Source organism: Micromonospora sp. Utrum1 (assembly GCF_057197805.1).
Genome location: NZ_CM170071.1, coordinates 4750275 through 4777222, shown reverse-complemented (window position 1 = coordinate 4777222; position 26948 = coordinate 4750275). Strand labels below are relative to the sequence as shown.

The following is a 26948-nucleotide window of genomic DNA, read 5'->3' as shown; positions in this document are numbered from 1 at the left end:
GGCGGGCTTCTGTCCGGATCGCCTGGACCCGGCCCTGCCGGGGTTTGCACTACCGTTGCGGCGCCTCCCCGTCCGGCAGCTCGATCCGGTACGGCGGCACCGCCCACGGCACCCCCGACTCCGACGGCAGCGCCCCGGATTCGGCGGCCCGGCGCAGCACCGCGTCGACGCCCCGGATCACCCGCATCCGCTCCGGCCCGTCGCCCTCGGTGCGGACCAGCCCGCCGCCGAGCAGGGTCGGCTCCGGCGCGTCCCGCAGCGCCGCCACGACCGCCGTGAACGGCGCGGTCCGCGCCAGGGGCGCGATCAGCGGAGCGCCGGTCGACCGGTGGTCGAGCAGGTTCTCCAGCAGGTCCCGCCGGCCGGGCACCTCGCGCAGCGCGGGGTCGCCGGGCAGCCGGAGCCGGTCGGTCGGGTACTCCAGCACGGCCCGGCCCCGGTCGCCGGTGACGTGCACCTCGCCGGCAATGTACCCCTCGCCGGCCAGGGTGACCGCGGCCAGCACCGGCGGTCCGGTCCGCGGCGTCACCCGCAGCACGGCGGTGTCGTCCACCTCGATGGGCCGCACCCGGTAGCGCTCCACCTCGATCCGCGCCGGCCGGACCGGCGTGCCGCTCACGGCCTCGGCGACGGCGAGGCACTGCATCACGGCGTGCGCCAGCGGGTTCGCCAGGGCCCCGTCGAGCGCGGGCCGGCCGTCGAGGATCCGCCGGCCGGCCCAGGGGGAGCGGGCGTAGTAGGCGTCGGATCGCTGCCAGGCCGCCACGGTGGCGACGGCGGTGACCGTGCCGAGCCGGCCGGCGGCCAGCGCGGCGGTCAGCTCGGCCAGGGCCGCCGAGCCGAGCGCCTGGAAGCCGACCTGCACGGCCCGGCCGGCCGCGTTCGCCGCGTCGGCGAGCCGCCGGTGTTCGGCCAGGTCGAGCACCGGCGGCTTCTCCAGCAGCAGGTCCGCCCCGGCGTCGAGGGCGTCGAGGGCGATCGGCAGGTGGGTGTGCGGCGGGGTGCAGATCACCACCACGTCGGGTTCGACGGCGGCGAGCATGGCCCGGTGGTCGGTGAAGGTCCGGGCCTCGGGCGGGACCGGGGCGGCCGGCTCGTCCTCCAGGGGGCGGACGTCGACCAGGCCGACCAGGCGCGCCCGGCCGGCGGCGTGCAGCGGGGCGATGGCCCGCCGGTGCCAGCGCCCGTGCCCGTTGGCGCCGATCAGCGCGACCGTGGGCGGGTGCGCCCCGGCCTCGCCGCGTCGCGCTGCGCCCGGGCCGGTCATGCCGCACCGGCCAGGGTGGCCCGGACGCCGTGCCGCTCCAGGTCGGTCAGCCAGCCGGTCACGTCGGCCCGGACCTCTTCGTCGGCGGCCAGGTCGGCGGGGAAGACCTCGCGCAGGGCGAAGAGCGCGTCGACCACCTCGGCCGGGGTGCCCGGGGCGGCGGCGAGGGCGGCGCGGATCCGGTCGGCGAGCGGGTCGTCCAGCGGCAGCGGGCGGCCGTCGTCGGCGTACCCGAGCAGGAAGCGCAGCCAGGCGGCGACCACCAGGGCGGCCCAGCGGGCCGGCCGGCCGGCGGCGCGCAGGTCGGCGATGGTGTGCAGCACCCGCTGGGGGAGCTTCTGCGAGCCGTCCATGGCGATCTGGAGGGTGCGGTGCCGGATCGCCGGGTTGGTGAACCGGGCGAGCACCTCCTCACCGTAGGCCGGCACGGAGACGCCGGGCGGCGGGGTGAAGCTGGCCGTCACGTCCTCGGCGACCAGCCGGCGCAGCACGGTGTCCAGCTGCGGCAGCGCCAGGGTCTCGGCGACGGTCTCCGCGCCGGCCAGGGCGCCGAGGTAGGCCGCCGCCGAGTGCACCCCGTTGAGGGTGCGCAGCTTCAGCCGCTCCCATGGGCCGGCGTCGCCGGTGAGCACCGCCCCGGCCCGCTCCCAGGCCGGCCGCCCGGCGGGGAAGTCGTCCTCGACCACCCACTGGGCGTACGGCTCGGCGGCCACCGCCGCCAGGTCGATCACCCCGAGCGCCCGGAAGGCGGTGTCCAGGGTCTCCGGGGTGGAGGCCGGCACGATCCGGTCGACCATGGTGCTGGGGAAGCTGACCTGCCGCTCGATCCAGCCGGCCGGCCCGTCGGGCACCCGGGCCAGCGTGAGCGCCTGGGTCACCAGGCCGCGCAGCTGGCGGCCGTTGGCCGGCAGGTTGTCGCAGCTCACCAGGGCGATCGGGCCGGCGTCGGCGGCGGCCCGGGCGAGCAGCCCGCGGACCAGCAGCCCCGGCACGGTCCGTGGGGCCCGGTCGGTGGTGAGGTCGGCCAGGAGGTCCGGATCGGCGCGCAGCTCGCCGGTGACCGGGTCGAGCTGGTAGGCCTTCTCGGTCACGGTCAGCGTCACCACCCGGATCGCCGGGTCGGCGAGCAGACGTACGACGGCGGCCGGGTCGCCGGCCGCGTGGCATACCCCGGCCAGGGCGCCGACCACCCGGGTGGCCGCGCCCTCGGCGGCGAGGGTGGTGACGCTGAACAGGGCGTCCTGCGCGGCGAGCGCGTCGACCACGGCGGCGCTGCGCGGGGCGACCCCGACGATGCCCCAGTCCCCGCCGGCCGCGCCGACCGCCGCCTCGGTGTAGACGGCCTGGTGGGCGCGGTGGAACGCGCCGAGTCCGAGGTGGAGGATGCCGGCCGGCACGGTGCCGGGGCGCAGCAGCGGTCGGCACTCGACGGGCAACCGCCGCAGGGTGGCCAGGCCGAGCCGCTCGGTGCCGAGGGTCAGCGCCACGCCGGGCCGTCCGGGAAGCGGAACTCGGCGATGGAGGCCGGTTTCATGGTGCTGCTGTAGCCGGGGGCGGTGGGCAGCAGGTAGCGCCCGCCGCGGGTGCGGACCGGGTCGACGAAGTGTTCGTGCAGGTGGTAGACGTACTCCACCATCCGGCCGTCGAGGCTGGCGCCGACCCGGAGGTAGTCGAAGATCGTCAGGTGCTGGACGTACTCGCAGAGGCCGACGCCGCCGGCGTGCGGGCAGACCGGCACGCCGAACTTGGCCGCCATGAGCAGTTCGGCGAGGACCTCGTCGACCCCGCCGACCCGGCAGGCGTCGACCTGCATGACGCCGATCGCCTCGGCCTGGAGCAGCTGCTTGAAGATCACCCGGTTGGCGGCCACCTCGCCGGTCGCGACCCGGCACCGCCCGCCGGTCAGCTCGGTGACGGCGCGGGCGATCCGGGCGTGGCCGAGCACGTCGTCGGCGTGCGTCGGCTCCTCGATCCAGTACGGGTCGACCTCGGCCAGCGCGGTCATCGCGGTGATCGCCTGGTCGACGTCCCAGACCTGGTTGGCGTCCATCATGAGCAGCGCGTCCGGGCCGATCTCGGCGCGGATGGCCCGGGCCCGGCGCAGGTCGTCGTCGAGCGGGCCGCCGACCTTCATCTTCATCGCCCGCCAGCCCTCGGCGTACGCGGCGCGGGTCAGCGCCCGCACCTTGTCGTCGGGGTAGCCGAGCCAGCCGACCGAGGTGGTGTACGAGGGGAAACCGTCCCGCTCCAGTTCGGCGCGGCGGTCGGCGAGCCCGTCGAGTCCCTTGTCGAGGATGGCCGCGGCCTCGTCGGGGGTGAGCGCATCGGTGATGTGGTGGAAGTCGACGGTGGCCACGAGGTCGTCGGTGGGCAGCTCGGCGAGGTACCGCCACAGCGGCTTGCCGGCCAGCTTGGCGCGCAGGTCCCAGACGGCGTTGACCAGCGCGCCGGTCGCCATGTGGATGACGCCCTTCTCCGGGCCGAGCCAGCGCAGCTGCACGTCGGCGGTGAGCGAGCGCCAGAACGCCACCGGCTCGGCGGCGATCTCCGCGACGGTCCGGCCGCGGACGTGGTGGGCCAGGGCCCGCACGGCCGCGCAGGTGATCTCGTTGCCCCGGCCGTTGGTGAAGGTGAACCCGGCGCCCGTGGGGCCGCCGTCGGTGGTCAGCTCGACGTAGGTGGCCGAGTAATCGCCCCGGTTGATCGCGTCCGAGCCGTCACCGCTGGCGGCCGTGGGAAACCGCACGTCGTGCACCTGGACGTCGGTGATGGGGGTCATGAGTCCTCCCCGAACTTGAAGATCCGCTTCGGCAGCCGGTAGGCCAGGTCCACGATGGTCTCGGCGGCCTCGTCGGCGGGCAACCGGTGCTCGGCGACGAGGCGGGCGAGGAAGCCGGTGTCGAGAATGCGTCGGCCTCCCCGGAGAGCTGCAAAGGTTTGCAGCGAAGAAACCACGCCGAGGAATACCGCGTCAACGATCGATGGCAAACCCGTTACTTAGATCCGCTTTGATGGCGAAAATGGGGGTGCTGGGAGCGGTTCCGCAATCGAGCCATGACGACGTTGACACCGGAACAACCGTTTGCATCAAATGGCGGCACCCGAGTGACCGCCACCACACTGGACGAGGAAGCCCGCCGTGCCAGCCACCATCCGGGACGTCGCGCGGGCCTCGGGCGTGCACGTCTCCACCGTGTCCCGCGCGTTCTCGGCCCCGTCCTGGTCAACCCCGAGATCCGGGTCCGGGTGCTGGCCTGCGCGGAGGACCTCTGCTACCGGCCGAACCGGGCCGCCAGCGCTCTGATCGCCGGCCGTACCCACAACATCGGCCTGATCGTCTCCGGCATCGCCAACCCGTCAGCCTGATCGAGCAGCTCAGCCGGGAGGCTCCGGTGGTGGTGATAAACCGCCAGGTCGCCGGCCTGCCCTGCGTGATGATGGACGTCGGCCAGGGAGCCCGGTTGGCCATTGAGCACCTGCTCGGCCTGGGCCATCGGCGGATCGCGCTGCTCGGCGTCCCGCGCGGCTCGTGGACCAACCGGGAGATCCGCCGGGCGGCCGGAACCGCCGTCCGGGCCGGGGGCGCCGAGCTGACCGGCTGAGGCCGGTCAGGCCGGGGCCGGGCCGAGGCTGTCCCGGTGGACCAGTACGGCGGGGAGGGTCTCCACCCGCTCGTGGCCGCCGGGCGCGTCCAGGGCCAGGGTCATGGCGCGGGCGCCCAGCTCGGCCAGCGGCAGCCGGATCGTGGTCAGCGCCGGGGTCACGTCGGCGGCGATCGGCATGTCGTCGAAGCCGACCACGGAGACCTCCGCGGGCACCCGCACGCCGCGGGCGCGCAGCAGGTTCAGCGCGCCGACGGCCATCGAGTCGTTCATCGCCACGATCGCGGTCAGCCCCGGCGTGGCGTCCAGCAGCTCGGCCGCGACCCGGGACCCGCCGTCGCGGGTGAAGTCCGCGTACCGGAGTCGCGCCTCCGGCAGCGGCTCGCCCAGGCCGGCGGCGAGCCCGGTGAGCCGGTCGCTCGTGGTGGTGAGGGCGCGCGGGCCGGCCAGCACGCCGACGGCCCGGTGACCGAGCCGGCGCAGCTCCGCGCCGAGCAGGCGGGCGCCCTCCTCGTTGGCCGGCAGCACGGCGTCGCCCCGGTGGCGGTGCCGGCCGATCACCGCGACCCGCCCGCCGGTGGCCGCGTATGCGGCGAGCCGCTCGTCGAGCAGGGCGTTGACCGTGGGGTCGTGGTAGCCGGAGCCGGCCAGCACGATGGCGGCGACCTGCTGGGCGCGGAGCAGGTCGACGTACTCCACCTCCCGCTCCGGGTCGCGGTAGCTGTTGCAGATGATGACGAGCCGGCCCCGCTCGGTGGCGACCCGTTGCAGCCCTCGGGTCACCTCGGCGAAGTACGGGTCGGAGACGTCGTGCACCAGCACGCCGACCACGCTGCGCTGCGGCCGGGCCAGCAGCTGGGCGTGCGCGTTCGGCACGTACCGCAGCTCGGCGACGGCCTTCAGCACCCGCTCGCGCAGCTCGTCGGCGACCGGCTTGCTGCTGCCGTTGATGACCCGCGACGCGGTCGCGGGGGAGACGCCCGCCCGGCGGGCGACATCGGCCAACGTCGCCATGCGCACCCCCTCGCACACCCCGGTGGCCGAGAGGCTACCGCAGCACCGCCGGGAAAGCCCTGCCCTGATCGGCGGAGGCGGCGCTCACCGGGCGCGCGCGGTGGGGCGGGAGGTGGTCGCGGTCGTGCGGACGGCCTTGACGATGGCGGGGATCGAGCCGATCAGCAGGACCAGCGCCCAGATCAGCGCCACCACGGCGAACACCACCGCGCCCAGGTCGTCGGTGATGCTGACCAGGATGCCCGGCACCAACTGGTGCAGGAACTCCAGCACCACCGTGCACAGCAACGTGGTCAGCGCAAGCAGCACGAGGCCCTTGTTCTGCAGGAAGCGCGGCTGAGCGAGCAGCAGCAGCGCCGCCCACACCAGCTTGAGCAGCAGCACCAGGCCGAGCAGCACGGCCGCGTCGCCGACCGGGAAGAACCCCCACACCGCCAGGTACGCCAGCGTGCCGAACGGCGCGGCCAGGAACAGCGAGACCATCACGGTCAGCTCGACGAAGGCGACGATCAGCAGGACCAGTGAGGCGAGCAGCAGCAGGATCGAGAAGACCAGGGTGGCCACCCCCTGCACCCGGCCCTGGACCCGCTCCGGCACCACGAGGCTCAGGCAGAACAGCCCGGTGGTCCAGAGCGCCACCACGTCGATGAGCGCCAGGTGGCCGGTGCCCCGGCCGGACGGCTCGGTCACCGTGCCGACGTCGCCCAGGTCGACGCCGAGCTGCCCGGCGCTGTCCCGCAGCGCGCCGCCGGCGTCTCCGCCGCCGGTGAGCGCCGCCGCCCCCAACTCCAGCCCCACCACCAGCCCGATGGCGAGCAGCGCCAGCAGCAGGAAGGGTTTGCGCAGCTCACCCATGGCGTACCTCCCCACCGGCCGGTGCCGGCCGGTTCGGCCCGGGGCCGCTCAGGACCGGGCGACGGTGACCACGCATCCGCCACCTCCCGGGCACCGCAGGGCGACCTCGGTCTCCCCGTCCACCGCCACCTTCGCGACCGCCGTGCCGTCGTCGCCGGGTGCCACCTCGTCGGTGACCGTGACGTCGGCGTCGCCCGGCGCCGGTGCGCTCACCACGAACGGCGCCCCGCTGCGCAGCACCAGGCTGCGCAGGCCGCCGGGGTCGGCCACCCGCAGCCGGCAGGCGATGCCGAAGCCGACCACCACCCCGTCGGGAGAGGGGCTCGGCTCGGTGGCGGGCGGCAGGCACGCCACGGTCACCGTGGCCGGGTCCACCGTGCCGGCGTCCCCGCCGAACCGGGCCAGCCAGCCGGGCCCGGCGGCGGGGTCGCCCCGGTCGTGCCGGCCGCCGCCCACCGCCACCACGTAGAGCACCACGAGCAGCCCGGCGAGGGCCGCCAGCAGCACCTTCTGCCGCCCGCTCACGGCGCGAGGAGCTGGGTGAACCGGATCTGGTCGACCCCGGCGAAGTACCGGTCGGTGCCCTGCGTCCGGCTCACCGCCACCAGGGTCAGCTTGTGCGGGCCCCGGGCCAGCTCCACGGTGCCCACCTCCACGAAGTCGGTGCGCACCACCGTCGGGGTGAAGCCGAAGAAGGTGTCGCCGACCTGCCGGCCGTCCACCAGCCAGATGGTGTTCGCGTAGTCGAACGAGGTGGTGCGCACGGTGGACAGGCGCCAGGTGCCGTCGGCGGGCAGGTCCACCGGGACGGTCACCCGGTCGCCCACGGCCCGTCCCTGGAAGAAGAGCTGGGCGTCGCCGGACCACACCACCTCGCAGCAGTTCGGCTGAGACTCCACCTGCGCGGCCGCCGCGGTGGTCGACTGCACCGTCGCGCCGGAGACCAGGCTCTCCGCTTCCACGGTGACCACCTGGGCCCGCGGCGGGGGCGGCGGGTCCCCGCCGCGGGTCACCAGCCAGGCCACCACCCCGGCCACCACGAGCAGCAGCGCCGCCGCGGCCGCGAGCCACGGCCACGGCGCGCGCTTCGGGGGTACGACCGCCCGCACGTCGTACGTCACCCGGCCGCTGGACCGGGAACTCTCCTCGGGCGCGGTGTTCGCCGAGTATGCGAACCCGGTCATGTCGTAGCGCCGGGGCGGGGTGCCGGGCGGCACGGCGAGCCGGACCAGGAACGACACCGAGCCCTGCCCGGGCACCACCCGCTGCGGCTCGGCCACGGTGAACCAGCCGCGCTGGCTGCCCTCGCCGGGCGCGACGTCGAAGACCACGGTGTCCGGCGCCTCGCCCGGGTTGGAGACGGTGAAGGTCAGCTCGCCGCAGTTGCGGGGGTCCAGGGTGAACTGCTCGGCGGCGGCGACGACGGCCCATTCGGTGGTCATCGAAACTCCTTCGTGGAGACCCCGGGCTTTAGCCGTGGGGAGGAAACGAGGGCCACGGCCGGCCGGCACGTCGCCCCGGTGTTCAAAAGATGGCCTGCTAGGTTGTGAGGCATGACCGCGGGGACGGTGAAGCGGGCGTTCAAGTACCGCTTCTACCCGACCCCGGAGCAGGCCGGTGAGCTTGCCCGGACGTTCGGGTGCGTCCGGCTGGTCTACAACATGGCGTTGCAGGCTCGCGCCGAGGCGTGGACGCGGCGCCAGGAGCGGGTCAACTACAACGCCACGTCCGCGCTGCTCACCGGTTGGAAGAAGACTGAGGAACTGGCGTTCCTCAACGACGTCTCCTCCGTGCCGTTGCAGCAGGCGCTGCGGCATCTGCAAGGCGCGTTCACCAACTTCTTCGCCAAACGGGCGAAGCACCCGACGTTCAAGAGCAAGAAGAAGTCCCGCCGCTCGGCGGAGTACACCACCAGCGCGTTCCGCTGGCGCGATGGTCGGCTGACCCTGGCGAAGATGACCGCACCCCTGCACATCGTGTGGTCGCGGCCGCTGCCCGACGGCGCGTCGCCGTCCACGGTGACCGTCTCGCAGGACGCGGCCGGACGCTGGTTCGTGTCCCTGCTCTGCGACGACGTGATCCAGCCCACCCCAGCCGTCAACGCCGCTATCGGCATCGACGCCGGCCTGGACAGCCTGCTCACCGTTTCCACCGGGGAGAAGATCACCAACCCGAAGCACGAACGCCGCGACCGGGCCGCTCTCGCCCGCGCCCAGCGCAACCTGGCAAGGAAGGAGAAGGGCTCCGCGAACCGGGCCAAGGCCCGGGTCAAGGTCGCCCGCGTCCACGCCCGAATCACCGACCGCAGACGGGACCACCTGCACAAGCTGACAACTCGGCTCGTTCGTGAGAACCAAACGATCGTGATCGAGGACCTGACCGTGCGAAACATGCTCCGCAACCACAGCCTGGCCCGCGCCATCAGCGACGCGGCCTGGCGGCAGTTCCGCACCATGCTGGAGTACAAGGCCGACTGGCACGGCCGGAACCTGATCACGATTGATCGCTGGTTCCCGTCGTCGAGGTTGTGCTCCGCCTGCGGCGCGCTCGCCGAGAAGATGCCGCTCACCGTACGGAACTGGACATGCCGCTGTGGTGCCATCCACGACCGCGACGTCAACGCGGCCCTCAACATCAAGGCCGAAGGGCTTTCGGTCTCTGCCTGTGGAGGCGGTGTAAGACCTCAACGGACGCACGCCCGGACGAGGCAGTCGCCGGTGAAGCAGGAAACCCCTGGGGCGACCCAGGGAATCCCCCGCCTTTAGGCATGAGGAGGAAGTCAAGACGGCTCCTCTGACGGCTGGTGGTCCTGGGATGCGGGGGCCGGGTCGGTGGTGACCTCGACGATGACCGCGGCGGGCTTCTCCGCCTCGACGATGCGGGTGACGAGGGCGAGCCGGTCGGCGGCGGCCGGCGGCACCCGGACCACCACGTGGAACGGCCGGTCGGCCGGCTCCTCCAGCTCGAACCCGGTGACTCCGGTGGCCAGTTCCAGCGCGGTGCGCATTCCGTACGGTGTGCCCCGCCACCGGGCCAGCAGCGCGCCGTGCGCGACCAGGTCCCGCAGCCGCCCGACCGGCAGCGGCAGCGGCGCGTCCGCGCGGGGCGTGGCGACCACGTGGTCCATGGCGACCCACCGGGTCAGGTAGGCCACGAACCCGTCCGGCGTCCGGTACGGCGCGAACAGCGCGTCGACGTCGGCGAGCACCGCCTCGTCCGGGGCGTGCAGCGCCTCCATGACGTCCAGCAGCGCGCCCAGCACGCTGCCCGGGCCGGCGGCCCGCTGGTAGGCGGCCGGCAGCAGCCGCTCAATCGCCGTTCGGCGCATCCTGCCGCACCACCTCGATGTCGTGCTCGCCGGAGCAGAGCAGCCAGGTGCCGGGGACGGTGACCACGTCGGCGGTGGCCTGGTTGGCGCTGGCCGTCCAGTCCTCCGCGTCGCCGCTGCGGTACACGCCGCGCTCGCCGCCGGCCAGGATCAGCCGGGCGGCGTCACCGGCGGGGGCGGTGGCGGCGATCGCGTCGACCGGGACGAACCGGGTCCGGTCCCGCAGCGGCAGCCCGCAGTTGACCATCACCGGCTGCCACTGCGGCTGTGCGGCCAGGGTGTCCAGGCGGACCACCCCGCCGCTCTGCGTGGCGGCCAGCGCCAGGGTGCCGCTGAACGCCAGGTCCCGGCAGGTGCCGCCGATCCAGCCGCTCGCCATCGACTGCCACTTCACGTCGGACTCGAACAGCCGGGTGCGGTGGCAGCCCTGCCCGGGCTTCTTCGGGTCCGGCTCGCCGGCGCCGCTCCACAGCAGGGTGGCCGGGCCGTCGTACTGCACGGCGAGCACCCGGTTGTCCACGTTGGCGAGGCCGACGTGGCCGAAGGTGCCGGGGCGGCCGGCGGCGGTGGACAGGTAGACCCCGAAGCCGGCCTGCGCGGCCACCGCCACCCCGGGCGCGCCCCGCTCGGAGACGAACGACCGCACCGCGTAGAAGCCGCGGTCGGCGTCGGCCGGGTCGACCAGGATCTGCAACGGCACCGCGCCCGGCAGCAGGGACACCTCGTACAGGCCGGCGTCGGTGGCCAGCAGCAGCGCCCCGGCGCCGTCCCGGTCGATCCAGGCCAGGTCGCGCACGCCGGAGTCGAGGTCGGTGAGCAGCGTCCAGGTCTCGCCGAGGTCGGTGCTCAACCGGACCCGGGAGCCGCCGGCGTCGCGCGCGGTCACCACGGCCACCGAACCCGCCCGGGGCACCACGCCGGGGCGGACCGGGGCCGGGGCGGGCACCACCCGGACCACGCTCTCGCCGTCGAACCGGCCGGCCGGCTCCCAGCCCGCTCCCGAGTTGGTGGAGCGGAACAGCACCGGGCCGCGCCCGGCGTACCAGGTGCCCGGCTGGTACTGGTCGACGGCCACCGCCCGGACCTGGGCGTCCGGCGCCTCGTCGACCACGAACCGGACCGACTCGACGTAGCGCACACCCGGCTCGGCGTGCTCCAGCATCCGGTACACATTGGAGGCCCGCAGCGGCTCCCCGAACGCCCACCCGGCCGGGTTGAGCGGGGTGGGCAGCGGGCTCAGCGTCTGGTGCAGCCGGTCGTGGATGCGCCGGCGGACCGCGTCCACGTCCTCCTCGCGGCGGACCACCACCCGGGCCCGGATGGAGACCGCCTTGTAGCGCGCCCAGCCGGCCCGCACCGCCGTGCCGAGCGCCCGGCGCCGCTCCAGGTCGGCCTCCACCCGGCGGCGGGCCTCCTCGACCTCGTGCTCGCGCAGCACCGCCACCGGCAGGCGGCCGCCCGGGCGGGCCTGCTCCGGCACGTACGGCACCAGCACCACCTCGACCTCGCCGGGGCGGGCGAAGCTGTAGACCGCCGCCCGGGTGAACGCCCGGGCCCGGGCCACCGCCCCGGAGCCGGCCGCGAGGATCTCGTAGTCCCGGGCGGTCACCGCGCGCTGCTGGGCGAAGAACTCGTACGGGCCGCGGGCCAGGGCCGACTCCAGCGACTCCAGGTCCCGGCCACCGGCGGCCGGCACCGGGTTGTCCACCCGCAGCCCGGGCAGCGGGTCGCGCAGGCTGGTCAGCGTCCCGGCCGCCACGTTCCCGGCCGGCCCGCCGCCGCAGCGGTACCAGAGCCGGACCTGCCGGCCCGCCGGCGGCACGGCCGCCACCGGGCCGGGCGCCCCCTCGACACCCGGCCCGGCCCCGTCCGCCGGCCGCAGGTCCAGCGCCGGGGCGAAGGTGACCACCCCGGAGGCCCGGTCGACCAGGTAGACCTTGGCCTGGGGGCCGACGCCGGCGAAGCTGTCCACCGGCCGCCAGATCTCGTACGTGCGGCCCTCGTGCTCCCGGGCGGCCGCGCCCAGCTCCACCGACCCGGTCGGCACCTCCACCCCGAGCAGCAGGTCCAGCGCCTCGGTGGTCCGGGCCAGCGGCGCGCGGGCCGCCCGGAACACCTGCCCGGCCTGGCCCGTGCCGGTGCCCAGCAGCTCCGCGTCGACCGGCTCGCAGTGGTGCACGCGTACCGTCACCTCGGTCTCCCCGGCGGGCAGCACGGCCGGCTCGGTGGTCACGAAGACGACCGGTCGAGGATCCGCGCCGCGGGCCGCGGCCACCCGGGTGCCGGCCGGGACGCGGACCGCGCCACGGTCCGGGCCGGTCCGGGTGAAGCGGACGTCCGCCCAGGCGGCGGCCGGCGGGTGCCGGGTCACCCCGAGCAGGTTGAGGAAGGCCACGTACGCCTTCTCCGGCAACTGGTTCAGCCGGTAGATCATCACCTCGGTGAGGTAGGCGAACGCCTCCAGCAGCGCCATCCCCGGGTCGTGCGCGGAGAGGTCCGTCCAGTCCGGACACGACCGGTGGATCCGTTCCCGCGCCTCGGTGACCAGGTCGAGGAAGGCGCGGTCGTCCAGGTGCGGCACCGGCAGCGTCATGCGGTCGCCTCCTCGCCGGGTTCGTCGTCGACGGGCAGCAGGTCGACGGAGAAGACCAGTTGGCCGGGGGAGAGGCTCGCCCGCACCCGGTAGTCCAGCCGGATCACCAGCCGCCACGGATCGTCCGGGTCCGGCCCGGCGTCCACGTCGAGCACCTCGACCCGGGGCTCCCAGCGCCGGATCGCCTGCCGGACGTAGTGGATGGCGAGGCCGGCGGTGGTGTCGTCGTTGGGCGCGAAGACCAGCCGGTGCAGCCGGGAGCCGTACCCGGGGCGCATCAGCCGCTCGCCCGGCGTGGTGGACAGCAGCAGGAACAGCGCCTGACGTACCGTCTCGTCGCCGTCGGTCATGGCCAGGCCGCCGGCGGCGGTCAGCGCCAGACCGCCGGTGCGACCCGCGTCGAAGCCGGCGCCGACGAAGCGGAAGGCCCTCATGCGTCCGCCCCCAGGAAGGTCTGCCGCGGGTCGCGGACGGTGTGGTGGACCAGCCCGGGCGGTGTGCCGTCGGTCAGCCCGTCCAGGTTCGACAGCACCACCCGGTGGCCGTCCACCCGCAGCCAGGCGCTGTAGCCGACGGTCACCCGCAGCGTCTTTGCGCAGGGCTTGATGGTCGGCCCGTAGTTCGGGCAGGCGGTGATGTCCCGCCCTTCCGGGTCGGCCTCGACCAGCACCGGCACGCCCCCAACGGTCACCCACCGCTGGGAGGGACGGTTGGCCACCCGGCCGTCGTGGTCGCAGGTGATCAGCGAGTCGCGGTGGATCCAGCGCATCAGCCACCTCCGTGGGCGCGGACGAGGGTACGGGCCTGGGCGGCGGCGGTCTCGGCGTCCTCGGCCGCCTCCGCGTGCAGGAAGTCGACGGTGCGGGCGCGCACCACCATGGCCCGGCCGGGCGCGGAGAGCACCAGGTCGCCGGCCGCGTGCACGGTGGTCAGTTCGGGGCGCAGCTCGACGAAGCTGCCGCCGTCGGTGGCCAGCCGCAGGGCGCGCCCGTCGTCGTCGATGACGATCGACTGGCCGGTGCCGGTCCGCATCGACCAGCGCCGGGACCGCCCGGACACGATCCCCGCGTCGTACGGCTCGACCGCGCCGAACAGCGAGCCGAGCACGACGCCCGAGGCCGGCTCGCCGCCGGGCAGCGCCACCAGCACCGTGTCCTCCGGGTCGGGCAGCGCCACGATGCCCTTGCCCCGCCCCGCGCCCGGGCAGAGCACGGCGAGCCAGCCGGCGTCCAGGTCCCCGTAGGCGGGCAGGGTCACCCGGGCCCGGCCCAGCCCGTCCGGGTCGTCGACGTCGGTGACCGTGCCGAGGGTGACCGTGGCGGCGACCGGCGCGGCAGCCGGCGGCGGCGCGGGCGGGACGGTGGAGAAGCGGGTCAGGTGCCCGTTGGCGTCGAGCGTGTGCACCACCTCGGTGAGCACGTACACCCCGGCGACCGGGTCGGGAACGCCGGCCAGGGCGATCCGCCGGCCGGGCCGCAGCGCCGGGTCACCCTCGGCCGTGCCCTCCGCGGTGACCAGCGCGGCGACCCGGGCGTCCAGCCCGGCCTGGGCCAGGGCGGCCAGCTCGTCGTCGCTGCGGCCGGGCTGGTCGACGGCCGTGCGCAGCCCGTCCGCGCCCACCTCGCCCGGGTCCGGTCGCAGCGGGATGCGCCGCCCGGAACGCGCCTCGTCGGCCTGCTGGCGCAGCGGCTCGGCGCGCTGCGGGTGCCAGCCCAGCGCGGCGCACCCGCCGCCGGCCCGGTCCAGGTTCTCCGTGATCCGCAGCGCGTGCACGCTCCCGCCGAGGGTGAGCGGGACCGGGTCGCCATGGCCGTCGAGGGTCAGCAGGCGCAGCCGGTCACCCTCCACGGCCAGGTGCAGCCCGGCCCGGCCGGCCACCTCGCGAAGCAGCTCCAGGTCGGTGTGCCGGTGCTGGAGCAGCCGGTCCAGGCGCGGCCCGTCCGTGTCGGCATCGACCGTGAGTCCCACGTCGGCGCAGAGCGCCCCGGCCAGCTCGGCGGCGGTCACCGACTCGAACACCCGCAGCTCCTGCCGCTTGCGCAGCCGGTGCAGCGCGTCGTACGCCCGGACCCGCAGCAGCGCCGCGCCGTCGCCGGCGTAGTCCACCTCGACGGCGGTCACCTCGCCGGTGAACAGGGCGTCGGGCTGGCCGTCCACGCGCAGTTCGAGGGCGGCGCCGGGGCGTACCGGGGGGTCGAGGGCGGCGGCGCCCGGCGCGGTGGCCAGGGTCAGTTCGCACTGGGTCGGCTGGTCCAGGCGGGCGGCGACCCGGACACCGCGCAGCCGGCGGGGCTCGGCGAGCGGGGTGCCGTCGATCGTCACGGCGGCGGCGCGGATCACGGCGCACCTCCCGTCCGGGTCGGGCCGTCGGAAGGCGGCGGCGCGGTGGTGGCGTTGGTCGGCACGGCCAGGGCGGTGCCGGCCGGCACGGTCAGCGGGTCGCTGATCCGGTTGTGCTCGGCGAGCAGCCGCCAGCGCAGCGGCGAGCCGAGCGCGTCGTGGGCGAGCAGGTCGAAGCGGACCCCGGACCAGCCGGGCTCGGCCGCCCCGTCCGCCGCGGCGACCACCGCCGACCCGGGCGGCACGGTCGGGGTGCTCGCCGCGGCTAGTTCCTCCTCGAAGCCCGCCCGGGCCACCTCGGCGCTCTCGGCCACCCGGACCAGCTTGAGCCGCAGCCAGGAGCGGCGCGGGGTGCCGGTGAGGCTGAACGCGTCGAAGCGTTCCGCGATCGCCACGATCACGCCGGGCACGTTCCAGGTCTTGCCCCAGACCAGGCGCACCAGCGGGGGGCGCAGCCAGCCGTGCTCGACGGCGGAGTTCTCCGCCAGCATCCAGAGTGGACGGGTGAGCGCGCGGACGTCCTCGGGGCGTACCTGGGACTCCACGAAGTCGGTGTCGAAGAGCAGGTCCAGCACCAGCTCGGTACGCCCGCCGCCGGTGAAGACCAGCGGGTCGTCGGCGAGACCGACCCCGGTGAGCTGCCCGTCCGGGGCGCCCCGGGGGCGGACCCCGGCCAACCGGGTGACCTGCACGGTCTCCGGGTTGAGCAGGCAGTCCACCCGGGTGCCGGACTCGTCCACGAGGAAGGCGACACGTTCCATCAGTCACCCGCCTGTTCCCGGTCGAGCCGGGCCAGCCGGTCGGCGTCGCCCGCCGTAATTGCCGGCCCCCACAGCCCCCGGTCGTCGGGCAGCGCCGGCCACGGGTCCCGTTGCGCCACGCCCGCGGCCTGTTCGCCGGCCGCCTGCGGCAGCGCCCGCCACTGCGCGGCGTCGTCGGCCTCCGGTGGCAGCGCCGGCCAGGGACCGGCCGCCGCAGCGGTCCGTTCTCGCGTCGGTCGTTCCGCCGTGCCGTTTCCGCTCGCCGCTGCGGGCGCGACCCGGTTCGGGTGCGTCTGTTGTCGTCCCAGCGGCGACAGGTGCACCCGAAGGTCGTCGGCCCGGGACGCCGCCGCTCCGGCGGTGCCGGTCCCCGGTGCGCCGGCGGGCCGTCCGGACCGGACGGGGTTCGTGACCGGGCCGGCGAGCGGGCCTGTGGGTGCCGGGGGACCGGCGTCGGGTGCCCGGGAGATTCGGGCGGTAGGGCCATTCGGTCCCGCCTCCGCCCCGTGGCCCGCGACGGTGCCCCATCCCGACGGGCTGCCGTCGGGCCACGCGCCGCGCAGTCCGGGCCTGCCGGCCAACCATCCGGATGGGGCGCCGGCCCCGTGGGGCGACATTGTCGACAGGGCGCCGGGCGACGATCCCCGGGGGCCGCGGGTCTGGCGGGGCGATGATCCCGGTGGGGCGGCGGTCTGGCCTGGCGATGAGCCCGGTTGAGCACCGATCGCGTGGGGCGATGATCCCGGTGGGGCGGTCTGGCGGGGCGAAGAGCCCGGTTGGGCGCCGATCGCGCGGGGCGATGATCCCGGCGGGGCGCCGATCTGGCCGGCTGACCATCCCGGTGACCCGCCGGCCTCGCCCGCCGACCAGTGCGCCCGTGCGGCCTGCCGGGACGAGGACCTGCGGGGGACGACTGCGTCGTCCGACCAGCCACTACGGCCGGCGTCATCAGCCGACGAGGCACCCGGTGGGCCGACCAGCGGTCCGTGCGCTGTGGGGTCGGGTGCGGCCGATCCTCCGTGGAGGTCGAGCAGCCGGTGCCGGACTTCGCTGTCGCTCGGCGTGAAGCCGCCCCGGCCGCCGTCGCCACCCGACCAAGCTGCGCGGCGGCCGGCACCCCCAACGGACTCGGCACGTCCGTCGGAAATGGCGGTCCCGGCTCGGCCGAAACCGAGCCAGGCCCGGAAGCTCCCGCGCCACCGGGCGAAGCCTCCCGCTGCCCCGCCGACCCTCGCCCCGGAGAACCCGCTCGCCGCACCGGCCCACCCGCGCTCCGCCGGCACCGACGGCCGCAGCGGCAGCCCCAGCACACCCCCGTCCCGCTCCCAGACCCCGGACCGCCAACCACCGCCCTCAACTCCACCCCGTCCATTCGCCCTCTCCTCGTCGATCAAGAGGTTTGCGTCGGCGAAGGCGTCGAATCCGACGCAAACTTCTTGATCAACAGGGAAGGGAAGGACGGGCGCACGGTGGGGGAGGTCGTGGAGGAGGCCGGGGGCGTGGGTGGCGACCAGGCGGAGCCAGTGCTCGGGGGGTTCGCCGGGGCGGCGCGGTGCCGGTTCGGCGGGCAGGCCGTGCGGCTGCGGCCACCCGTCCCGCACCCCGTCATGGCGACCAGCCGGGTGCGGGGTGGTGAGGCGGTCGGCGGTGGTCCGCAGGGCGCGGGCCAGCCAGTCACGCGGTCGTCGGGGCGGCGGCACTGCCGGACTCCAGTTCCAGCCCCTCGTACGCCAGGGTCAGCGCCTCGATGGCGATCTCCTGCGACAGGGTGTTCAGGTGGGCACCCCGCCACCGCGTCGGCCACGCGTTGATCATGTTCCACCGCAGCACCTCGGCGGTGCCGGCCGGGTCGAGCAGCACCACCGAGACGTTGCGCCGGTTCACCGTGCCCTTCGCCGCCGCGTTCACCCAGTCCCACAGCTCGCGCGACGCGGTCAGGCCGAAGTGGAGGGTGACGGGGCCGTACTCGACCTGGCCGGGGACCGCCCGGATCCGCTCGTTGCCGGCCTCCCGGTACGCCAGCGACGGTATCGCCACCTCGAAGCCGCTGACCTCGGTGAAGTGCCCGTTGGTGATGCCGTTGATGAGCAGCTTGAAGTGGTACGCCCGGTAGGGGTCGACGGGCGCGCCCGGCTGCGGGGTGGCCGTGGTGGGCATGTCAGCCTCCGATCGTCTCGGTCTCGGTGCCGCCGGCCCACTGGCTCAGCTTGAACACCACGAACTCCGCGGGCTTGACCACCGCGATGCCGATGTGCGCCACCACCATCCCGGCGTCGCGCACGTCGGCCGGGTTGGTCTCCTCGTCGCACTTGACGAAGAACGCCTCCTCGGGTGTCCGGCCGAGCAGCGCGCCGTCGCGCCAGACCCGGGTGAGGAACGCGCCGATGTCCCGCCGGATCGAGCGCCACAGGGTGTAGTCGTTCGGCTCGAACACCATCCAGCGGGTGCCGTTGGCGATGGCCTGCTCGATGGCGATGGAGAGCCGCCGTACGTTCAGATAACGCCATTCGCTGGCCTCGGCGGCGAGCGTACGGGCGCCCCAGAGCCGGATGCCCTCGCCGGCGAAGAAGCGGATCACGTTGACGCCCTTGGGGTTGAGCACGTCGTGCTCGGGGCGGGTGACCAGGTACGCCAGGTCGACTGCGCCGCGCACCGGCTCGTTGGCCGGCGCCTTGTGCACCCCGCGCAGCGCGTCGGTGCGGGCCCAGATGCCGGCCACGTGCCCGCTCGGCGGGGTGAGCACGAGCTCGCCGCTGAGCGGGTCGCGGACCCGGATCCACGGGAAGTAGAAGGTGGCGAAGTCCGACTGCCGGGGCCGGTCGCCGCCGGGCCCGTCGTCGTCCGGCTTCGGCGTACCCTCGGCGGGCTTTCCGGACGACCTGGGCGGCGTGGCGACCCGGGTGAGCCGGGAGATGTCCTCCACCTCGGGCGGCGGGTCGCAGATGGCGACCATGGTGCGCAGACGCTCGGCCATGCTGATCAGCGCCTCGGTTGAGACCGGGTCGTGGTAGCCGGGCGCGGCCAGGATGGAGATCTCGTCGATGGCCTCCAGCAGTTGCAGGCCGCGGCGTTTCCCGCCGGTGCCGGTGAGCTGGCCGCCCTCGCCGACGTTGACCACCCAGCAGCGGGTGCCGCCGTTGTCGAGGAAGCCGAAGACCGCGCGGGCCAGCGGGGTGCTCTCCAGGTGCTCGCCGTCGGCGTAGAGGCGGAGGAACTCCGACCAGCTGTTCACGGCGATCGCCTGGTCGACGTGGGCGGTGCGGTTCGGCGCGAGGCCGACGAAGGCGGCGGTGCTCGTGCCGACCGGGCCGATCGGGCGGGCGCCGCTGGGCACCTCCTCGACGTAGATGCCGGGGGAGAAGTAGGTGGGCATCGGTCCTCCTCGAGGAGTCAGTCGGGGGCGCAGACGACGACGGGGTCGGTGTCGGCGGGGTCGAGCTCGGCGGTGTGGGTGCGGCCCCGGCCGACCAGACGGATCCGCACCGGCCGGTCCGGGGCGTCGGGGTCGTGCGGGACGCCGACCAGCCGGAACCGGCCGGCGGCGTCGGTCTCGGTGGCCTGGGCGGTGCCGACCACTTCGACCCGCATGGCGGCGAGCGGCTGGCGCTCCGGCCCGACCACCCGGCCGGCGAGGGTGCGCATGTCGAGCTGCCGCAGCCGCAGCGGCTGCCGCACCGGCGGCGCGGCCGGCACCGGCCGGTCGATCCGCGCCGGCACGTCGAGCAGCAGCGCGGGCCGGGGCGCCACGCCGAGGGCCCGCCAGAGCTCCGGGTCGCCGGCGGCCAGCACCACCTCCGGCTGGCCGGCCGCGGTGGCGGCGGCGAGCACCCGGTCCAGCGCCGGCAGCGCCGCCGGCCCGCCGCCGCTGACCAGCAACCGGACCACGAACCGGTACGGCTCCCGCGCCCCGCCGCTGCCGGCGGTCTGCCGGGCGGGCCGCAGCTCCAGCGGCCAGAGGGTGAGGCCGCCGTCGGGGTCGTCGCAGGGCGGGCCGACCGGGACGGGGTCACCCGCCGCCCCGGTCAGCCAGGCCGCGAGGTCCGCGACGGCCGCCTCGATCGCGCCGGTCATCGCGGCGGGGTCCCCTGGATCCGGTACGCGATGGCCTCGTTCCAGACGTGCGGGTAGACGCCGATCTCGAAGTAGCGGGTGAACCGGTTGATCGGCGCGTTGCCGTGGTCGTGCCAGAGCAGCCACACCGGGGCGATGGTGAACAGCACGTAGTTGAGCGCGACCAACGGCAGGTAGAGCGGGCCGAGCAGCCGCGCCTGGAAGATGTGCACGTCCTCGTGCCGTTGGATGCCGGGGCTGGAGCCGGCGCAGACCGTGCCGATGGTGGTGGCGTAGCGGGGCGAGACGCCCTCGACCACGTTGACCCGCCCGCTGGCCTGGGAGACCACCCGGTCGAGCTGGTGCCCGAAGACCAGGTGCAGGGTCAGGTAGAGCGCGCCGGCGACGGTGTTGAGCAGGCTCCAGGTGTGGTCGACCACGAAGAGGAAGATCCCCTTCGGGTCGAGGCCGTACGTGCCGGCCGCGGCGACCGCCCAGCCGAACGGGGCGCCGACGAGCAGCCCGACCACCGCGCCGATCAGCAGGCCGATGGTGCCGCCGGCCGCGCCGCCGAGCGCGGCGCCGAGGACGATGTGGACGGCGGCGCTGATGATTCCGAGGACCATGGGGGTCACCTCTCTCAGACCCAGGAGCGGATGTAGCGGGGCTCGCGGCCCTGGGCGAGCTGGGTCGGCGACGCGTTCGTCGCCTGCCGGTTGCCCGGGGGCAGTTGGTTGATGCCGAGAGCGGCGGAGAAGATGACCAGCCCGTTGAAGAACGCGATGATCCACTTCTCCGGACCGGCGTCGGTGGCGAAGGCCGCGGTCAGGTACGACAGCACGAGCGCGAAGCCCAGCGCGATCCACTTGCGCGCCTTGTCGCCGCTCGGCCCGAGCAGGCCGCCGATGACGTTGGTGGCGAGCAGGGTGGCGGCGCTGGCGCCGGTGAGGCTGCCCAGGGCGGCCCAGGTGAAGAGATCGTTCACGGCGATCCCCCTTTTCGACGGTGCGGTGGTGCGATCGGGGTGGGGTGGTGCGGCGGCCCCGGCTGCTGCGGCTCCGGGTACCGCCCGGGTGGCGGCGTCGCGCCGGGTCAGGCCGGCCGGTCGGCCGGGGGTGTGGGCGCGGGGCTGGGGGCGGCCGGTGCGGTGGCGACCGGGCCGCGTGGGCGGCGGAGCAGGAGGACGACGACCACGGCGACCAGCAGCAGCACGACCAGCCCGCCGACGACCAGCAGCCAGGGGAACGAGCCGCCGGCGGCCGCCGCGGCGGCCGAGGAGACCGAGGCAGAAGGTGCCGCCGGCGCCTCGGCCACGGCACGCAGTTCGGCCGGCTTGGCCTGGTTGGCGACCACCTTCCAGCTCACCGACCGGCCGTTGATCGTGCCGTTGGTGTCCAGCACCCGACCGGGGAAGGTCACCGAGATCTCGAACGACATCAAGGTCATGAAAGCCTGCTGGTTCCGCGGATCCTGCTCGGCCACCTTTCCGCCGTATTTCTTCGGATCGAGAGGGAGCGAGAAGCGGTAGAGATCGCCGTCCCGGACCAGATTCACGCTCTCGCTGGTGAATTGCGACAACGGCGTTTTCCGGTACGCGATCTGAATGCCGTAGTAGTTGGCGTCCTCGTAGCGGCTCTCGGCGCCGGCGGGGAGGGAGGGGATGTTCTGCCGCAGCTCGGCGAAGGCCGTCGCGACGTCCGGGTTCCGCCGTTTGAGCAGGGACTTCTCGGCGGTGAGCAGGAGTTGGCCGGTGACCGTGTCGTCGGTGTTCACGGTCAGCCCCAGGCTGAGCTGCATGCAGCCGCTCAGTGCCGCCACGAGGGCGAGACACACCGCGAGGCGCAATGCCCGGCTGCGGCGGAGTCTCGTATTCATGGGCACAGTGTGTGTGATCGCTATCACGTCCAGCAGTCAGCGATCAGTCACAGGCCTGTCGCCGATCTTACCGGCCCGCTCTCCCATTCGGCCGAGCCCGGAAATCTCGTACGATCGATATTCTGGAGGGTTGTTCATTTCCCGTTTGTCGGTGGCACTACGGTGCGCTCGGCAGGAGGAGTGGCCACCCCGGAGTACGCCGAACTCGTCGCCGGCTGAGCGGCTCAGCCGGGCGGCGGCTGCCAGTCGGCGTACCGGGCCATGCCGCGCAGCGCCGCCCGGGACGGGGTCAGCCGGAGCACCCCGTCGCGCAGGGCCACCGCCGCCGGGTGGCGCAGCTGCTGGCCGTACCGGGCGGTCCGGGCGGAGGCCCGGGCGACGGCCTGGCTGCGGGGTCGCCGCTCGCGGTCGTACGCGGCCAGCGCCCCGGCCAGGTCGGCGGGCACGCCGGCGCAGACGGCGCCGAGCACCACGGCGTCCTCGATGGCCTGCCCCGCGCCCTGCCCCAGGTGCGGCGTCATCGCGTGCGCCGCGTCGCCGAGCAGCGCCACCCGGCCCCGCACGTACGACGGCAGCGGGGTGACCAGGTGCAACAGGTCGGTGCGGAGCACCGCCTCCGGCGGGGTGGCCGCCAGCAGCGCGGGTATCGGGTCGTGCCAGCCGCCGAAGCGGGCCTGGACGGCCGCCAGCTCGTCCGGCTCGCGCCCGCCCGGCGGGGCCGTCTCCGCCGCGTACCAGTAGAGCCCGCCGTCGCCGAGCGGGACGGTGCCGAACTCGCGGCCCGGCCCCCAGGTGACCGCCGTCGCCACCGGCGTGGGCCAGCGGATCGCCGCCCGCCAGGCCGTCGAGCCGGAGTACGCCGGCGCCGGCAGGTCCGGCCAGAGCCGCCGGCGCAGCACGCTGTGCAGCCCGTCGGCCCCGACCACCAGGTCCGCCCGCAGCGTGGTCGGCGCGCCGTCCCGGCGGTACGTCACCGCGGGGAGGTCCGTGTCGACGTCGACCACGTCGGCCCCGGTGACCAGCGCCGAGGCCGGCAGGGCGGCGCGGAGCAGGCGGTGCAGCGCGGTCCGGTGGATGCCGAGCGCCGGTGGTGCCGAGCGCCCGTTCCAGCTCGGCCCCGTCGATCCGGGACAGCCACCGGCCGTCCCGGGTCCGCAGCCCGCCCGGCGTGTCCGGCACGCCGTGCCGGCGGATCGCGTCGCCGACGCCGAGCGCGTCGAGCCCGCGCAGCGCGTTCGCCATCAGGGTCAGGCCGGTGCCCAGCTCGCGTGGCTCGGTGGCGCGTTCCAGCACGGTGACCCGCCACTGCCGGCGGTGCAGGGCCAGCGCCGCCGCGAGTCCGCCGATGCCGGCGCCGACCACGATCGCGTGCGGCTCGCCCATGCCGACCACCCTTCTACGCCTGTAGAAAGTCATACTACATCCGTAGAACGGAGACGAGGAGGGGCGACAGTGAGCGGACGGGCGGACCGGTTGGCCCGGCTGGCCGACGCGGCCGTGGAGCTGCTGGCCGAGGGCGGCATGCGGGCGCTGACCCACCGTGCCGTCGACGCGCGGGCCGCGATGCCGCCCGGCACCACCTCGGCGTACCTGCGGACCCGGCAGGCGCTGATCGAGGCCGTGGTCCAGCGCCTGGCCGACCTCGACCGGGCCGACCTGGCGGCCCACGAGCTGCCGACCGAGCCGCCCCGCGCCGCCCCGGCGCTCGGGCCGGGCGATCTCGACCAGCTCGCCACCGGGGTGGCCGAGGTGCTCGACGGCTGGCTGACCACCGGACGCACCCGGGCCCTCGCCCGGTACGCCTGCCTGCTGGAGGCGGTGCACCGGCCCGAGCTGCGCCGGATCCTGGACCACGGCACCGTGCTCCGCGTCCAGGCCCGGGACCTGCTGGCCCGCGCCGGGGCGCCGGATCCGCGCCGGCAGGGCGACCAGTTCGTCGCGTTCGTCGACGGGCTGCTCTTCGACCGCCTGGTCGGCGCCGGGGCGCTCAGCGCGCCGCCGCCCGGCACCCCGGCCAGCCGGGACGACCTGCGGGCCGCGGTGCGTACGCTGCTGCGGGCGTTCACCGGGGCCTGACCGGCGTGACCGCCGCCACCGGTTCGGGGTGGCGCCCACCGCTGCCGGCCGGCGCGCCGGGCCGGAGGATGGGGTGGGCAGGGCGACGGGAGGCGGGCGATGGCGGGGTTGGACAGGGTCCGGCAACTCCGGTCCGGCGTGTCTGACGCCACGCCGCGACCCGGAGCAGCCGTCCGGGAGGCGGCCGGGCGGCTGCGGCGCGGCTGGCTGCCGGTGGTGGAGGCGACCCTGGCGGCCACCCTCGCGTGGATCCTCGCCACCCGGCTGGTCGGCCACCCGCAGCCGTTCTTCGCCCCGGCCGCCGCGCTGATCGTGCTCGGCCAGGCCCGCGGCCAGCGGATGCGCCGGGCCGTCGAGGTGGTGCTCGGCGTCGCGGCCGGCGTGCTCGTCGCCGACCTGGTGGTGCAGGCGCTCGGCCCGCGGACGACCTGGACCGTGCTCACCGTCATCCTGCTCACCGTCGCCCTGGCCGTGGCGATCGGCGCCAGCTCGGTCACCGTGGTGCAGGCCGCCGTCTCGGCGCTCTACCTGGTGGTGGTCTCCCCGCCGACCGAGTCGCTGGTCCCGTTCCGGTTCGTCGACGCGTTGATCGGCGGCGCGGTGGCCGTGGTGGCCAGCCAGCTCGTCGACGCCCGCCGGCCGCTCGCCCCGCTGGTCAACGAGTTCCGGCACACCTTCGAGGAGCTGGCCGGGGTGCTCGGTGAGGTCGCCGAGGCGCTCGACCGGGGCGACGACGGGGCGGCGCTGGCCGCGCTGGAGCGGGCCCGGCACGCCGACGCCGGGGTGGAGCGGCTGCGCGGCGCCGTGCAGGCCGCCGGCGAGGCGCTGCGGCTCAACGTGCGCCGCCGCCGGCACCTGGGCCGGCTGCGCTCGGTGGAGGGCTCGATCCGGCAGATCGACTACGCGGTTCGCAACGTCCGAGTGCTCGCCCGCGCCGCGGTCACCCTGACCCGCGGCCCGGCGCCGATCCCGGCCGAGCTGGGCGACGCCGTACGGACCCTCGCCGAGGCGGTGCGCTCGGCCGGTGACGCACTCGCCGCCGATTTGACCGGGCAGGACGCCGTCGCCGACGCCCACGCCGAGCGGGTCGAGGTCGCCGCGCTGGCGGCGGTCCGGGTCGCGGGGCGGCTCTTCACCCCCGGCCAGACCCTGCCGCTCGCCATGATCATCGGGCAGGTCCGGGCCACCGCGATCGACCTGCTGCGCGGCGTCCGCGGCGACGACGACGCGACCGTGCTCACCCGTGTCGACGCGGCGGTCACCGGGCCGGGGCACTGACCCGGCTCACCCCACCAGCCAGTCCACCGCCCGCCGCCGGATCTCCGCCGGCACCTCGTGCCCGCCGGTGAACTCGGCGTACTCGGCGGGGTAGCCGAGGCTGTGCAGGCGGGGCACCAGCCGCCGGCTGCACACGTCGACCGGCAGCACCCGGTCGTCGGTGCCGTGCGAGACGAACAGCCGGGGCCGGCCGTGGGTGACCAGCGGCGCGGCGAAGCCGGGCGAGAAGGCCAGCACCGCGTCGACCAGGTCGCCGTTGGTCAGGCCCAGGGAGAGGGCGTACGAGGCCCCGTCGGAGAAGCCGCCGACCGTGACCCCGGCCACCGGGTAGGCGCGGAGCGTCGCGGCCAGCAGCGCGTCGATCCGGGCCACGTCCGGGCCGTACCCCTCGGCGATCAGGTCCCAGGTGCTCGCGAGCGCCTGCGGGGCGAGCAGCAGCAGCCGGTGCGTGTCGGCCAGCGGCAGCAGCAGGTCGAGGCCCTGCCGGGCCGAGCCGCCGGCGCCGTGCAGCAGCAGCACCAGCCGGTACGGTCCCGCGCCGCCGGTGGGCACATGGCGCAGCACGGGCGGCCCGCCCGCCGGGTCGGGAACCTCCGCCGGCCCGGTCGGGCCGGGCGCGGCCACGGTGGTGGGGCGGGCGGTCAGCCGGCCGTGCCGGTACCCCTCCTCGGGCTGCCGGTGCGGCGGTGCGGGTTCGGTCACCTCGCCCCCCTGTCGTCGGTCGGATCGGGCGGCGGATACCCGGCTCCCGGCGACTCAACCGCCCTGCCGCCGCTCAGGCGCTCTCCCGCGCCACGAGCCGGGACGGGAACGCGGTCACCGGGGGCACCGGCCGGCCGTCGAGCACGGCGGTCGCCGCCGCGGTGGCGATCCGGGCCACCGGGTGGGTGGCGGTGGTCAGTGCCGGGCTGCTCACCGCCGCGTACGGGATGTCGTCGAAGCCGCCCACCGCCACGTCGTGCGGCACCCGGATCCCGCGCCCGCGCAGCGCGGCGATCACGCCCAGCGCGGTGGCGTCGCTGGCCGCGTAGATGGCGTCGGTGTCCGGCCAGCGGCTCAGCACCTCCAGCGCCGCCCGGCCGCCCCGCGCCGCGGTGAAGTCGCCGTTGACCAGTCGCGCCGGCAGCCCCGCCGCCCGCATCAGCCCCTGGTACGCGGTCACCGACCGCTCCGCGCAGCTCAGCCAGCGCGGGCCGGTGACCATGGCGATCCGGCGGCGGCCGCCCGCGTACAGGTGGCGCAGCACCGCGCCGGCGCCGGCGGCGTTGTCCACGTCGAAGGAGGGGACGGCCGGCGAGCCCGTGCCGATCGAGATGACCCGCCCGCGCAGCCGGGCGGGGACCGCGTCGAGCACCCGCGCGGTGGTGTTGACCAGCAGCACCCCGCAGACGCTCCGGTCGTCGCCGAGCCGGGGCAGCCCGGCCGGGGCGTCCAGCGGCAGCCACTCCAGGGCCACCCCCACCCCGTGCGGGGCGCACACCCGGGCCGCCGCGCTCACCAGCCGGTCCACGTACGGGTCGTCCAGCACGGAGGCGTCGGTGCCGGCGACCGCCACGACGAGGCGTACCCCGGCGCCCCGGACCAACGCGCGCGCCGTGGTGTTCGGCACGTAGCCGAGCCGGTCGGCGGCGGCGCCGACCCGCTCCCGGGCGTCCACCGAGGCGAACCCGTAGCCGCCCAGCACCCGGGAGGCGGTGGCCCGGGAGACCCCGGCCGCCCGGGCCACGTCGTCGAGGGTCACCGCGCGGCTGGTCGGCGTGTTCATGTCTCGTCCTCCCCTGGGGGCCGTTCTGTCGGCATCATGCCCGCTCGGGGCCCGCCGGGGTAAGGGCTGGGAGAGCTTGTCGTGATAACGCTCTCAGGTGTGCGATGGTCGTCGGACGACCACGGGGGAAAGGACTTGAACACC

27 protein-coding genes and 2 pseudogenes are annotated in these 26948 nt (G+C 75.4%); 4 read left to right on the top strand and 25 right to left on the bottom strand.

All coding sequences use genetic code 11. The annotated features are described in order from the left end of the window. Positions 1 to 49: 49 nt before the first annotated feature. The 4 genes from AC0OLQ_RS22485 to AC0OLQ_RS22470 are packed head-to-tail and all read right to left on the bottom strand — an operon-like array spanning position 50 to position 4255. Complete coding sequence (locus AC0OLQ_RS22485; RefSeq protein ID WP_484527885.1) at positions 50 to 1267, bottom strand: Gfo/Idh/MocA family protein; 1218 nt, start codon at positions 1265 to 1267, stop codon at positions 50 to 52. Continuing rightward, positions 1264 to 2754 (bottom strand): mannitol dehydrogenase family protein, encoded by a 1491-nt coding sequence (locus AC0OLQ_RS22480; RefSeq protein WP_484527884.1) that lies wholly within the window; start codon positions 2752 to 2754, stop codon positions 1264 to 1266. The genes AC0OLQ_RS22485 and AC0OLQ_RS22480 overlap by 4 nt, the downstream gene beginning before the upstream one ends. Next, complete coding sequence (locus AC0OLQ_RS22475) at positions 2745 to 4046, bottom strand: enolase C-terminal domain-like protein (protein ID WP_484527883.1); 1302 nt, start codon at positions 4044 to 4046, stop codon at positions 2745 to 2747. The genes AC0OLQ_RS22480 and AC0OLQ_RS22475 overlap by 10 nt, the downstream gene beginning before the upstream one ends. After that, positions 4043 to 4255, bottom strand: a complete 213-nt coding sequence (locus AC0OLQ_RS22470; protein WP_484532528.1) for a hypothetical protein — start codon at positions 4253 to 4255, stop codon at positions 4043 to 4045. The genes AC0OLQ_RS22475 and AC0OLQ_RS22470 overlap by 4 nt, the downstream gene beginning before the upstream one ends. Before the next feature lie 151 nt (positions 4256 to 4406). Between AC0OLQ_RS22470 and AC0OLQ_RS22465 the strand changes: the two are divergent. After that, a pseudogene (locus AC0OLQ_RS22465) lies at positions 4407 to 4863 on the top strand (LacI family DNA-binding transcriptional regulator); the annotation flags it as partial. Between the two features lie 12 nt (positions 4864 to 4875). Here the strand turns inward: AC0OLQ_RS22465 and AC0OLQ_RS22460 are convergent. The 4 genes from AC0OLQ_RS22460 to AC0OLQ_RS22445 all read right to left on the bottom strand — a co-directional run bounded on the left by AC0OLQ_RS22460 (position 4876) and on the right by AC0OLQ_RS22445 (position 8180). Beyond that, on the bottom strand, positions 4876 to 5883 hold the full coding sequence (locus AC0OLQ_RS22460) for a LacI family DNA-binding transcriptional regulator (protein WP_484527882.1): 1008 nt from the start codon (positions 5881 to 5883) through the stop codon (positions 4876 to 4878). 84 nt (positions 5884 to 5967) lie between these two features. Then, positions 5968 to 6738 carry a hypothetical protein gene (locus AC0OLQ_RS22455; RefSeq protein WP_484527881.1) on the bottom strand — a complete coding sequence of 257 codons (771 nt, stop codon included), beginning with the start codon at positions 6736 to 6738 and terminating at the stop codon, positions 5968 to 5970. 48 nt (positions 6739 to 6786) lie between these two features. Beyond that, a complete protein-coding gene (locus AC0OLQ_RS22450) occupies positions 6787 to 7263 on the bottom strand; it encodes a hypothetical protein (RefSeq protein ID WP_484527880.1) in 477 nt (158 codons plus the stop codon). Then, on the bottom strand, positions 7260 to 8180 hold the full coding sequence (locus tag AC0OLQ_RS22445; RefSeq protein WP_484527879.1) for a carbohydrate-binding protein: 921 nt from the start codon (positions 8178 to 8180) through the stop codon (positions 7260 to 7262). Before AC0OLQ_RS22445 ends, AC0OLQ_RS22450 begins: the two co-directional genes overlap by 4 nt. A 111-nt stretch (positions 8181 to 8291) precedes the next feature. Between AC0OLQ_RS22445 and AC0OLQ_RS22440 the strand changes: the two genes are divergently transcribed. Beyond that, the gene (locus AC0OLQ_RS22440; protein WP_484527878.1) at positions 8292 to 9503 is read left to right on the top strand and encodes an RNA-guided endonuclease InsQ/TnpB family protein; all 1212 of its coding nucleotides are present in this window, start codon (positions 8292 to 8294) and stop codon (positions 9501 to 9503) included. 14 nt (positions 9504 to 9517) lie between these two features. Here the strand turns inward: AC0OLQ_RS22440 and AC0OLQ_RS22435 are convergent, their stop codons facing one another. The 15 genes and pseudogenes from AC0OLQ_RS22435 to AC0OLQ_RS22365 all read right to left on the bottom strand — a co-directional run. Next, positions 9518 to 10066 carry a phage tail protein gene (locus AC0OLQ_RS22435; protein ID WP_484527877.1) on the bottom strand — a complete coding sequence of 183 codons (549 nt, stop codon included), beginning with the start codon at positions 10064 to 10066 and terminating at the stop codon, positions 9518 to 9520. Continuing rightward, entirely contained in the window at positions 10047 to 12659 is a 2613-nt protein-coding gene (locus AC0OLQ_RS22430) for a putative baseplate assembly protein (RefSeq protein WP_484527876.1), read from the bottom strand. The genes AC0OLQ_RS22435 and AC0OLQ_RS22430 overlap by 20 nt, the downstream gene beginning before the upstream one ends. Continuing rightward, complete coding sequence (locus tag AC0OLQ_RS22425) at positions 12656 to 13093, bottom strand: GPW/gp25 family protein (protein ID WP_484527875.1); 438 nt, start codon at positions 13091 to 13093, stop codon at positions 12656 to 12658. The genes AC0OLQ_RS22430 and AC0OLQ_RS22425 overlap by 4 nt, the downstream gene beginning before the upstream one ends. After that, positions 13090 to 13428: a hypothetical protein gene (locus AC0OLQ_RS22420; protein WP_484527874.1), complete on the bottom strand. Its 339-nt coding sequence runs from the start codon at positions 13426 to 13428 to the stop codon at positions 13090 to 13092. The genes AC0OLQ_RS22425 and AC0OLQ_RS22420 overlap by 4 nt, the downstream gene beginning before the upstream one ends. Then, positions 13428 to 14999, bottom strand: coding sequence for a phage baseplate assembly protein V (locus tag AC0OLQ_RS22415; protein WP_484527873.1), 1572 nt, complete (start codon positions 14997 to 14999; stop codon positions 13428 to 13430). The genes AC0OLQ_RS22420 and AC0OLQ_RS22415 overlap by 1 nt, the downstream gene beginning before the upstream one ends. After that, on the bottom strand, positions 14996 to 15760 hold the full coding sequence (locus AC0OLQ_RS22410; protein WP_484527872.1) for a CIS tube protein: 765 nt from the start codon (positions 15758 to 15760) through the stop codon (positions 14996 to 14998). Before AC0OLQ_RS22410 ends, AC0OLQ_RS22415 begins: the two co-directional genes overlap by 4 nt. Then, positions 15760 to 16083 (bottom strand): hypothetical protein, encoded by a 324-nt coding sequence (locus tag AC0OLQ_RS22405; RefSeq protein WP_484527871.1) that lies wholly within the window; start codon positions 16081 to 16083, stop codon positions 15760 to 15762. Before AC0OLQ_RS22405 ends, AC0OLQ_RS22410 begins: the two co-directional genes overlap by 1 nt. A 1351-nt stretch (positions 16084 to 17434) precedes the next feature. Continuing rightward, positions 17435 to 17917, bottom strand: a complete 483-nt coding sequence (locus AC0OLQ_RS22400; protein ID WP_484527870.1) for a phage tail protein — start codon at positions 17915 to 17917, stop codon at positions 17435 to 17437. A gap of 1 nt (position 17918) precedes the next feature. Then, entirely contained in the window at positions 17919 to 19133 is a 1215-nt protein-coding gene (locus AC0OLQ_RS22395) for a phage tail sheath family protein (RefSeq protein ID WP_484527869.1), read from the bottom strand. A gap of 17 nt (positions 19134 to 19150) precedes the next feature. Then, positions 19151 to 19831 (bottom strand): carboxypeptidase-like regulatory domain-containing protein, encoded by a 681-nt coding sequence (locus AC0OLQ_RS22390; RefSeq protein ID WP_484527868.1) that lies wholly within the window; start codon positions 19829 to 19831, stop codon positions 19151 to 19153. Further along, a complete protein-coding gene (locus tag AC0OLQ_RS22385; protein ID WP_484527867.1) occupies positions 19828 to 20436 on the bottom strand; it encodes a glycine zipper family protein in 609 nt (202 codons plus the stop codon). The genes AC0OLQ_RS22390 and AC0OLQ_RS22385 overlap by 4 nt, the downstream gene beginning before the upstream one ends. 14 nt (positions 20437 to 20450) lie before the next feature. After that, the gene (locus AC0OLQ_RS22380) at positions 20451 to 20795 is read right to left on the bottom strand and encodes a hypothetical protein (protein WP_484527866.1); all 345 of its coding nucleotides are present in this window, start codon (positions 20793 to 20795) and stop codon (positions 20451 to 20453) included. 107 nt (positions 20796 to 20902) lie between these two features. Further along, positions 20903 to 21685, bottom strand: coding sequence for an LppM family (lipo)protein (locus AC0OLQ_RS22375; protein WP_484527865.1), 783 nt, complete (start codon positions 21683 to 21685; stop codon positions 20903 to 20905). A 224-nt stretch (positions 21686 to 21909) separates the two neighbouring features. Further along, positions 21910 to 22689, bottom strand: coding sequence for an FAD-dependent monooxygenase (locus AC0OLQ_RS22370; protein ID WP_484527864.1), 780 nt, complete (start codon positions 22687 to 22689; stop codon positions 21910 to 21912). A 205-nt stretch (positions 22690 to 22894) separates the two neighbouring features. Continuing rightward, positions 22895 to 23068: pseudogene (locus tag AC0OLQ_RS22365) on the bottom strand (FAD-dependent oxidoreductase); the annotation flags it as partial. 69 nt (positions 23069 to 23137) lie between these two features. On the opposite strand from AC0OLQ_RS22365, the gene AC0OLQ_RS22360 reads away from it, so the two are divergent. Further along, entirely contained in the window at positions 23138 to 23761 is a 624-nt protein-coding gene (locus AC0OLQ_RS22360; protein WP_484527863.1) for a TetR/AcrR family transcriptional regulator, read from the top strand. Between the two features lie 138 nt (positions 23762 to 23899). Next, positions 23900 to 25039, top strand: coding sequence for an FUSC family protein (locus tag AC0OLQ_RS22355; protein WP_484527862.1), 1140 nt, complete (start codon positions 23900 to 23902; stop codon positions 25037 to 25039). A gap of 6 nt (positions 25040 to 25045) precedes the next feature. On the opposite strand, the gene AC0OLQ_RS22350 is transcribed toward AC0OLQ_RS22355, so the two are convergent. Both AC0OLQ_RS22350 and AC0OLQ_RS22345 read right to left on the bottom strand, forming a co-directional pair. Next, complete coding sequence (locus AC0OLQ_RS22350) at positions 25046 to 25741, bottom strand: alpha/beta hydrolase (RefSeq protein WP_484527861.1); 696 nt, start codon at positions 25739 to 25741, stop codon at positions 25046 to 25048. 73 nt (positions 25742 to 25814) lie between these two features. Then, on the bottom strand, positions 25815 to 26804 hold the full coding sequence (locus tag AC0OLQ_RS22345; RefSeq protein WP_484527860.1) for a LacI family DNA-binding transcriptional regulator: 990 nt from the start codon (positions 26802 to 26804) through the stop codon (positions 25815 to 25817). Between the last annotated feature and the right edge of the window lie 144 nt (positions 26805 to 26948).

What these genes read in the sequence shown, in the direction of transcription:
- AC0OLQ_RS22440 (WP_484527878.1), top strand. Translation starts at nt 8,292, where the DNA reads ATGACCGCGGGGACGGTGAAGCGGGCGTTCAAGTACCGCTTCTACCCG.
- AC0OLQ_RS22460 (WP_484527882.1), bottom strand. Translation starts at nt 5,883, where the DNA reads ATGGCGACGTTGGCCGATGTCGCCCGCCGGGCGGGCGTCTCCCCCGCG.
- AC0OLQ_RS22420 (WP_484527874.1), bottom strand. Translation starts at nt 13,428, where the DNA reads ATGCGCTGGATCCACCGCGACTCGCTGATCACCTGCGACCACGACGGC.
- AC0OLQ_RS22375 (WP_484527865.1), bottom strand. Translation starts at nt 21,685, where the DNA reads ATGAATACGAGACTCCGCCGCAGCCGGGCATTGCGCCTCGCGGTGTGT.
- AC0OLQ_RS22345 (WP_484527860.1), bottom strand. Translation starts at nt 26,804, where the DNA reads ATGAACACGCCGACCAGCCGCGCGGTGACCCTCGACGACGTGGCCCGG.
- AC0OLQ_RS22485 (WP_484527885.1), bottom strand. Translation starts at nt 1,267, where the DNA reads ATGACCGGCCCGGGCGCAGCGCGACGCGGCGAGGCCGGGGCGCACCCG.
- AC0OLQ_RS22430 (WP_484527876.1), bottom strand. Translation starts at nt 12,659, where the DNA reads ATGACGCTGCCGGTGCCGCACCTGGACGACCGCGCCTTCCTCGACCTG.
- AC0OLQ_RS22400 (WP_484527870.1), bottom strand. Translation starts at nt 17,917, where the DNA reads ATGCCCACCACGGCCACCCCGCAGCCGGGCGCGCCCGTCGACCCCTAC.
- AC0OLQ_RS22455 (WP_484527881.1), bottom strand. Translation starts at nt 6,738, where the DNA reads ATGGGTGAGCTGCGCAAACCCTTCCTGCTGCTGGCGCTGCTCGCCATC.
- AC0OLQ_RS22445 (WP_484527879.1), bottom strand. Translation starts at nt 8,180, where the DNA reads ATGACCACCGAATGGGCCGTCGTCGCCGCCGCCGAGCAGTTCACCCTG.
- AC0OLQ_RS22395 (WP_484527869.1), bottom strand. Translation starts at nt 19,133, where the DNA reads ATGCCCACCTACTTCTCCCCCGGCATCTACGTCGAGGAGGTGCCCAGC.
- AC0OLQ_RS22475 (WP_484527883.1), bottom strand. Translation starts at nt 4,046, where the DNA reads ATGACCCCCATCACCGACGTCCAGGTGCACGACGTGCGGTTTCCCACG.
- AC0OLQ_RS22425 (WP_484527875.1), bottom strand. Translation starts at nt 13,093, where the DNA reads ATGAGGGCCTTCCGCTTCGTCGGCGCCGGCTTCGACGCGGGTCGCACC.
- AC0OLQ_RS22390 (WP_484527868.1), bottom strand. Translation starts at nt 19,831, where the DNA reads ATGACCGGCGCGATCGAGGCGGCCGTCGCGGACCTCGCGGCCTGGCTG.
- AC0OLQ_RS22385 (WP_484527867.1), bottom strand. Translation starts at nt 20,436, where the DNA reads ATGGTCCTCGGAATCATCAGCGCCGCCGTCCACATCGTCCTCGGCGCC.
- AC0OLQ_RS22410 (WP_484527872.1), bottom strand. Translation starts at nt 15,760, where the DNA reads ATGGAACGTGTCGCCTTCCTCGTGGACGAGTCCGGCACCCGGGTGGAC.
- AC0OLQ_RS22435 (WP_484527877.1), bottom strand. Translation starts at nt 10,066, where the DNA reads ATGCGCCGAACGGCGATTGAGCGGCTGCTGCCGGCCGCCTACCAGCGG.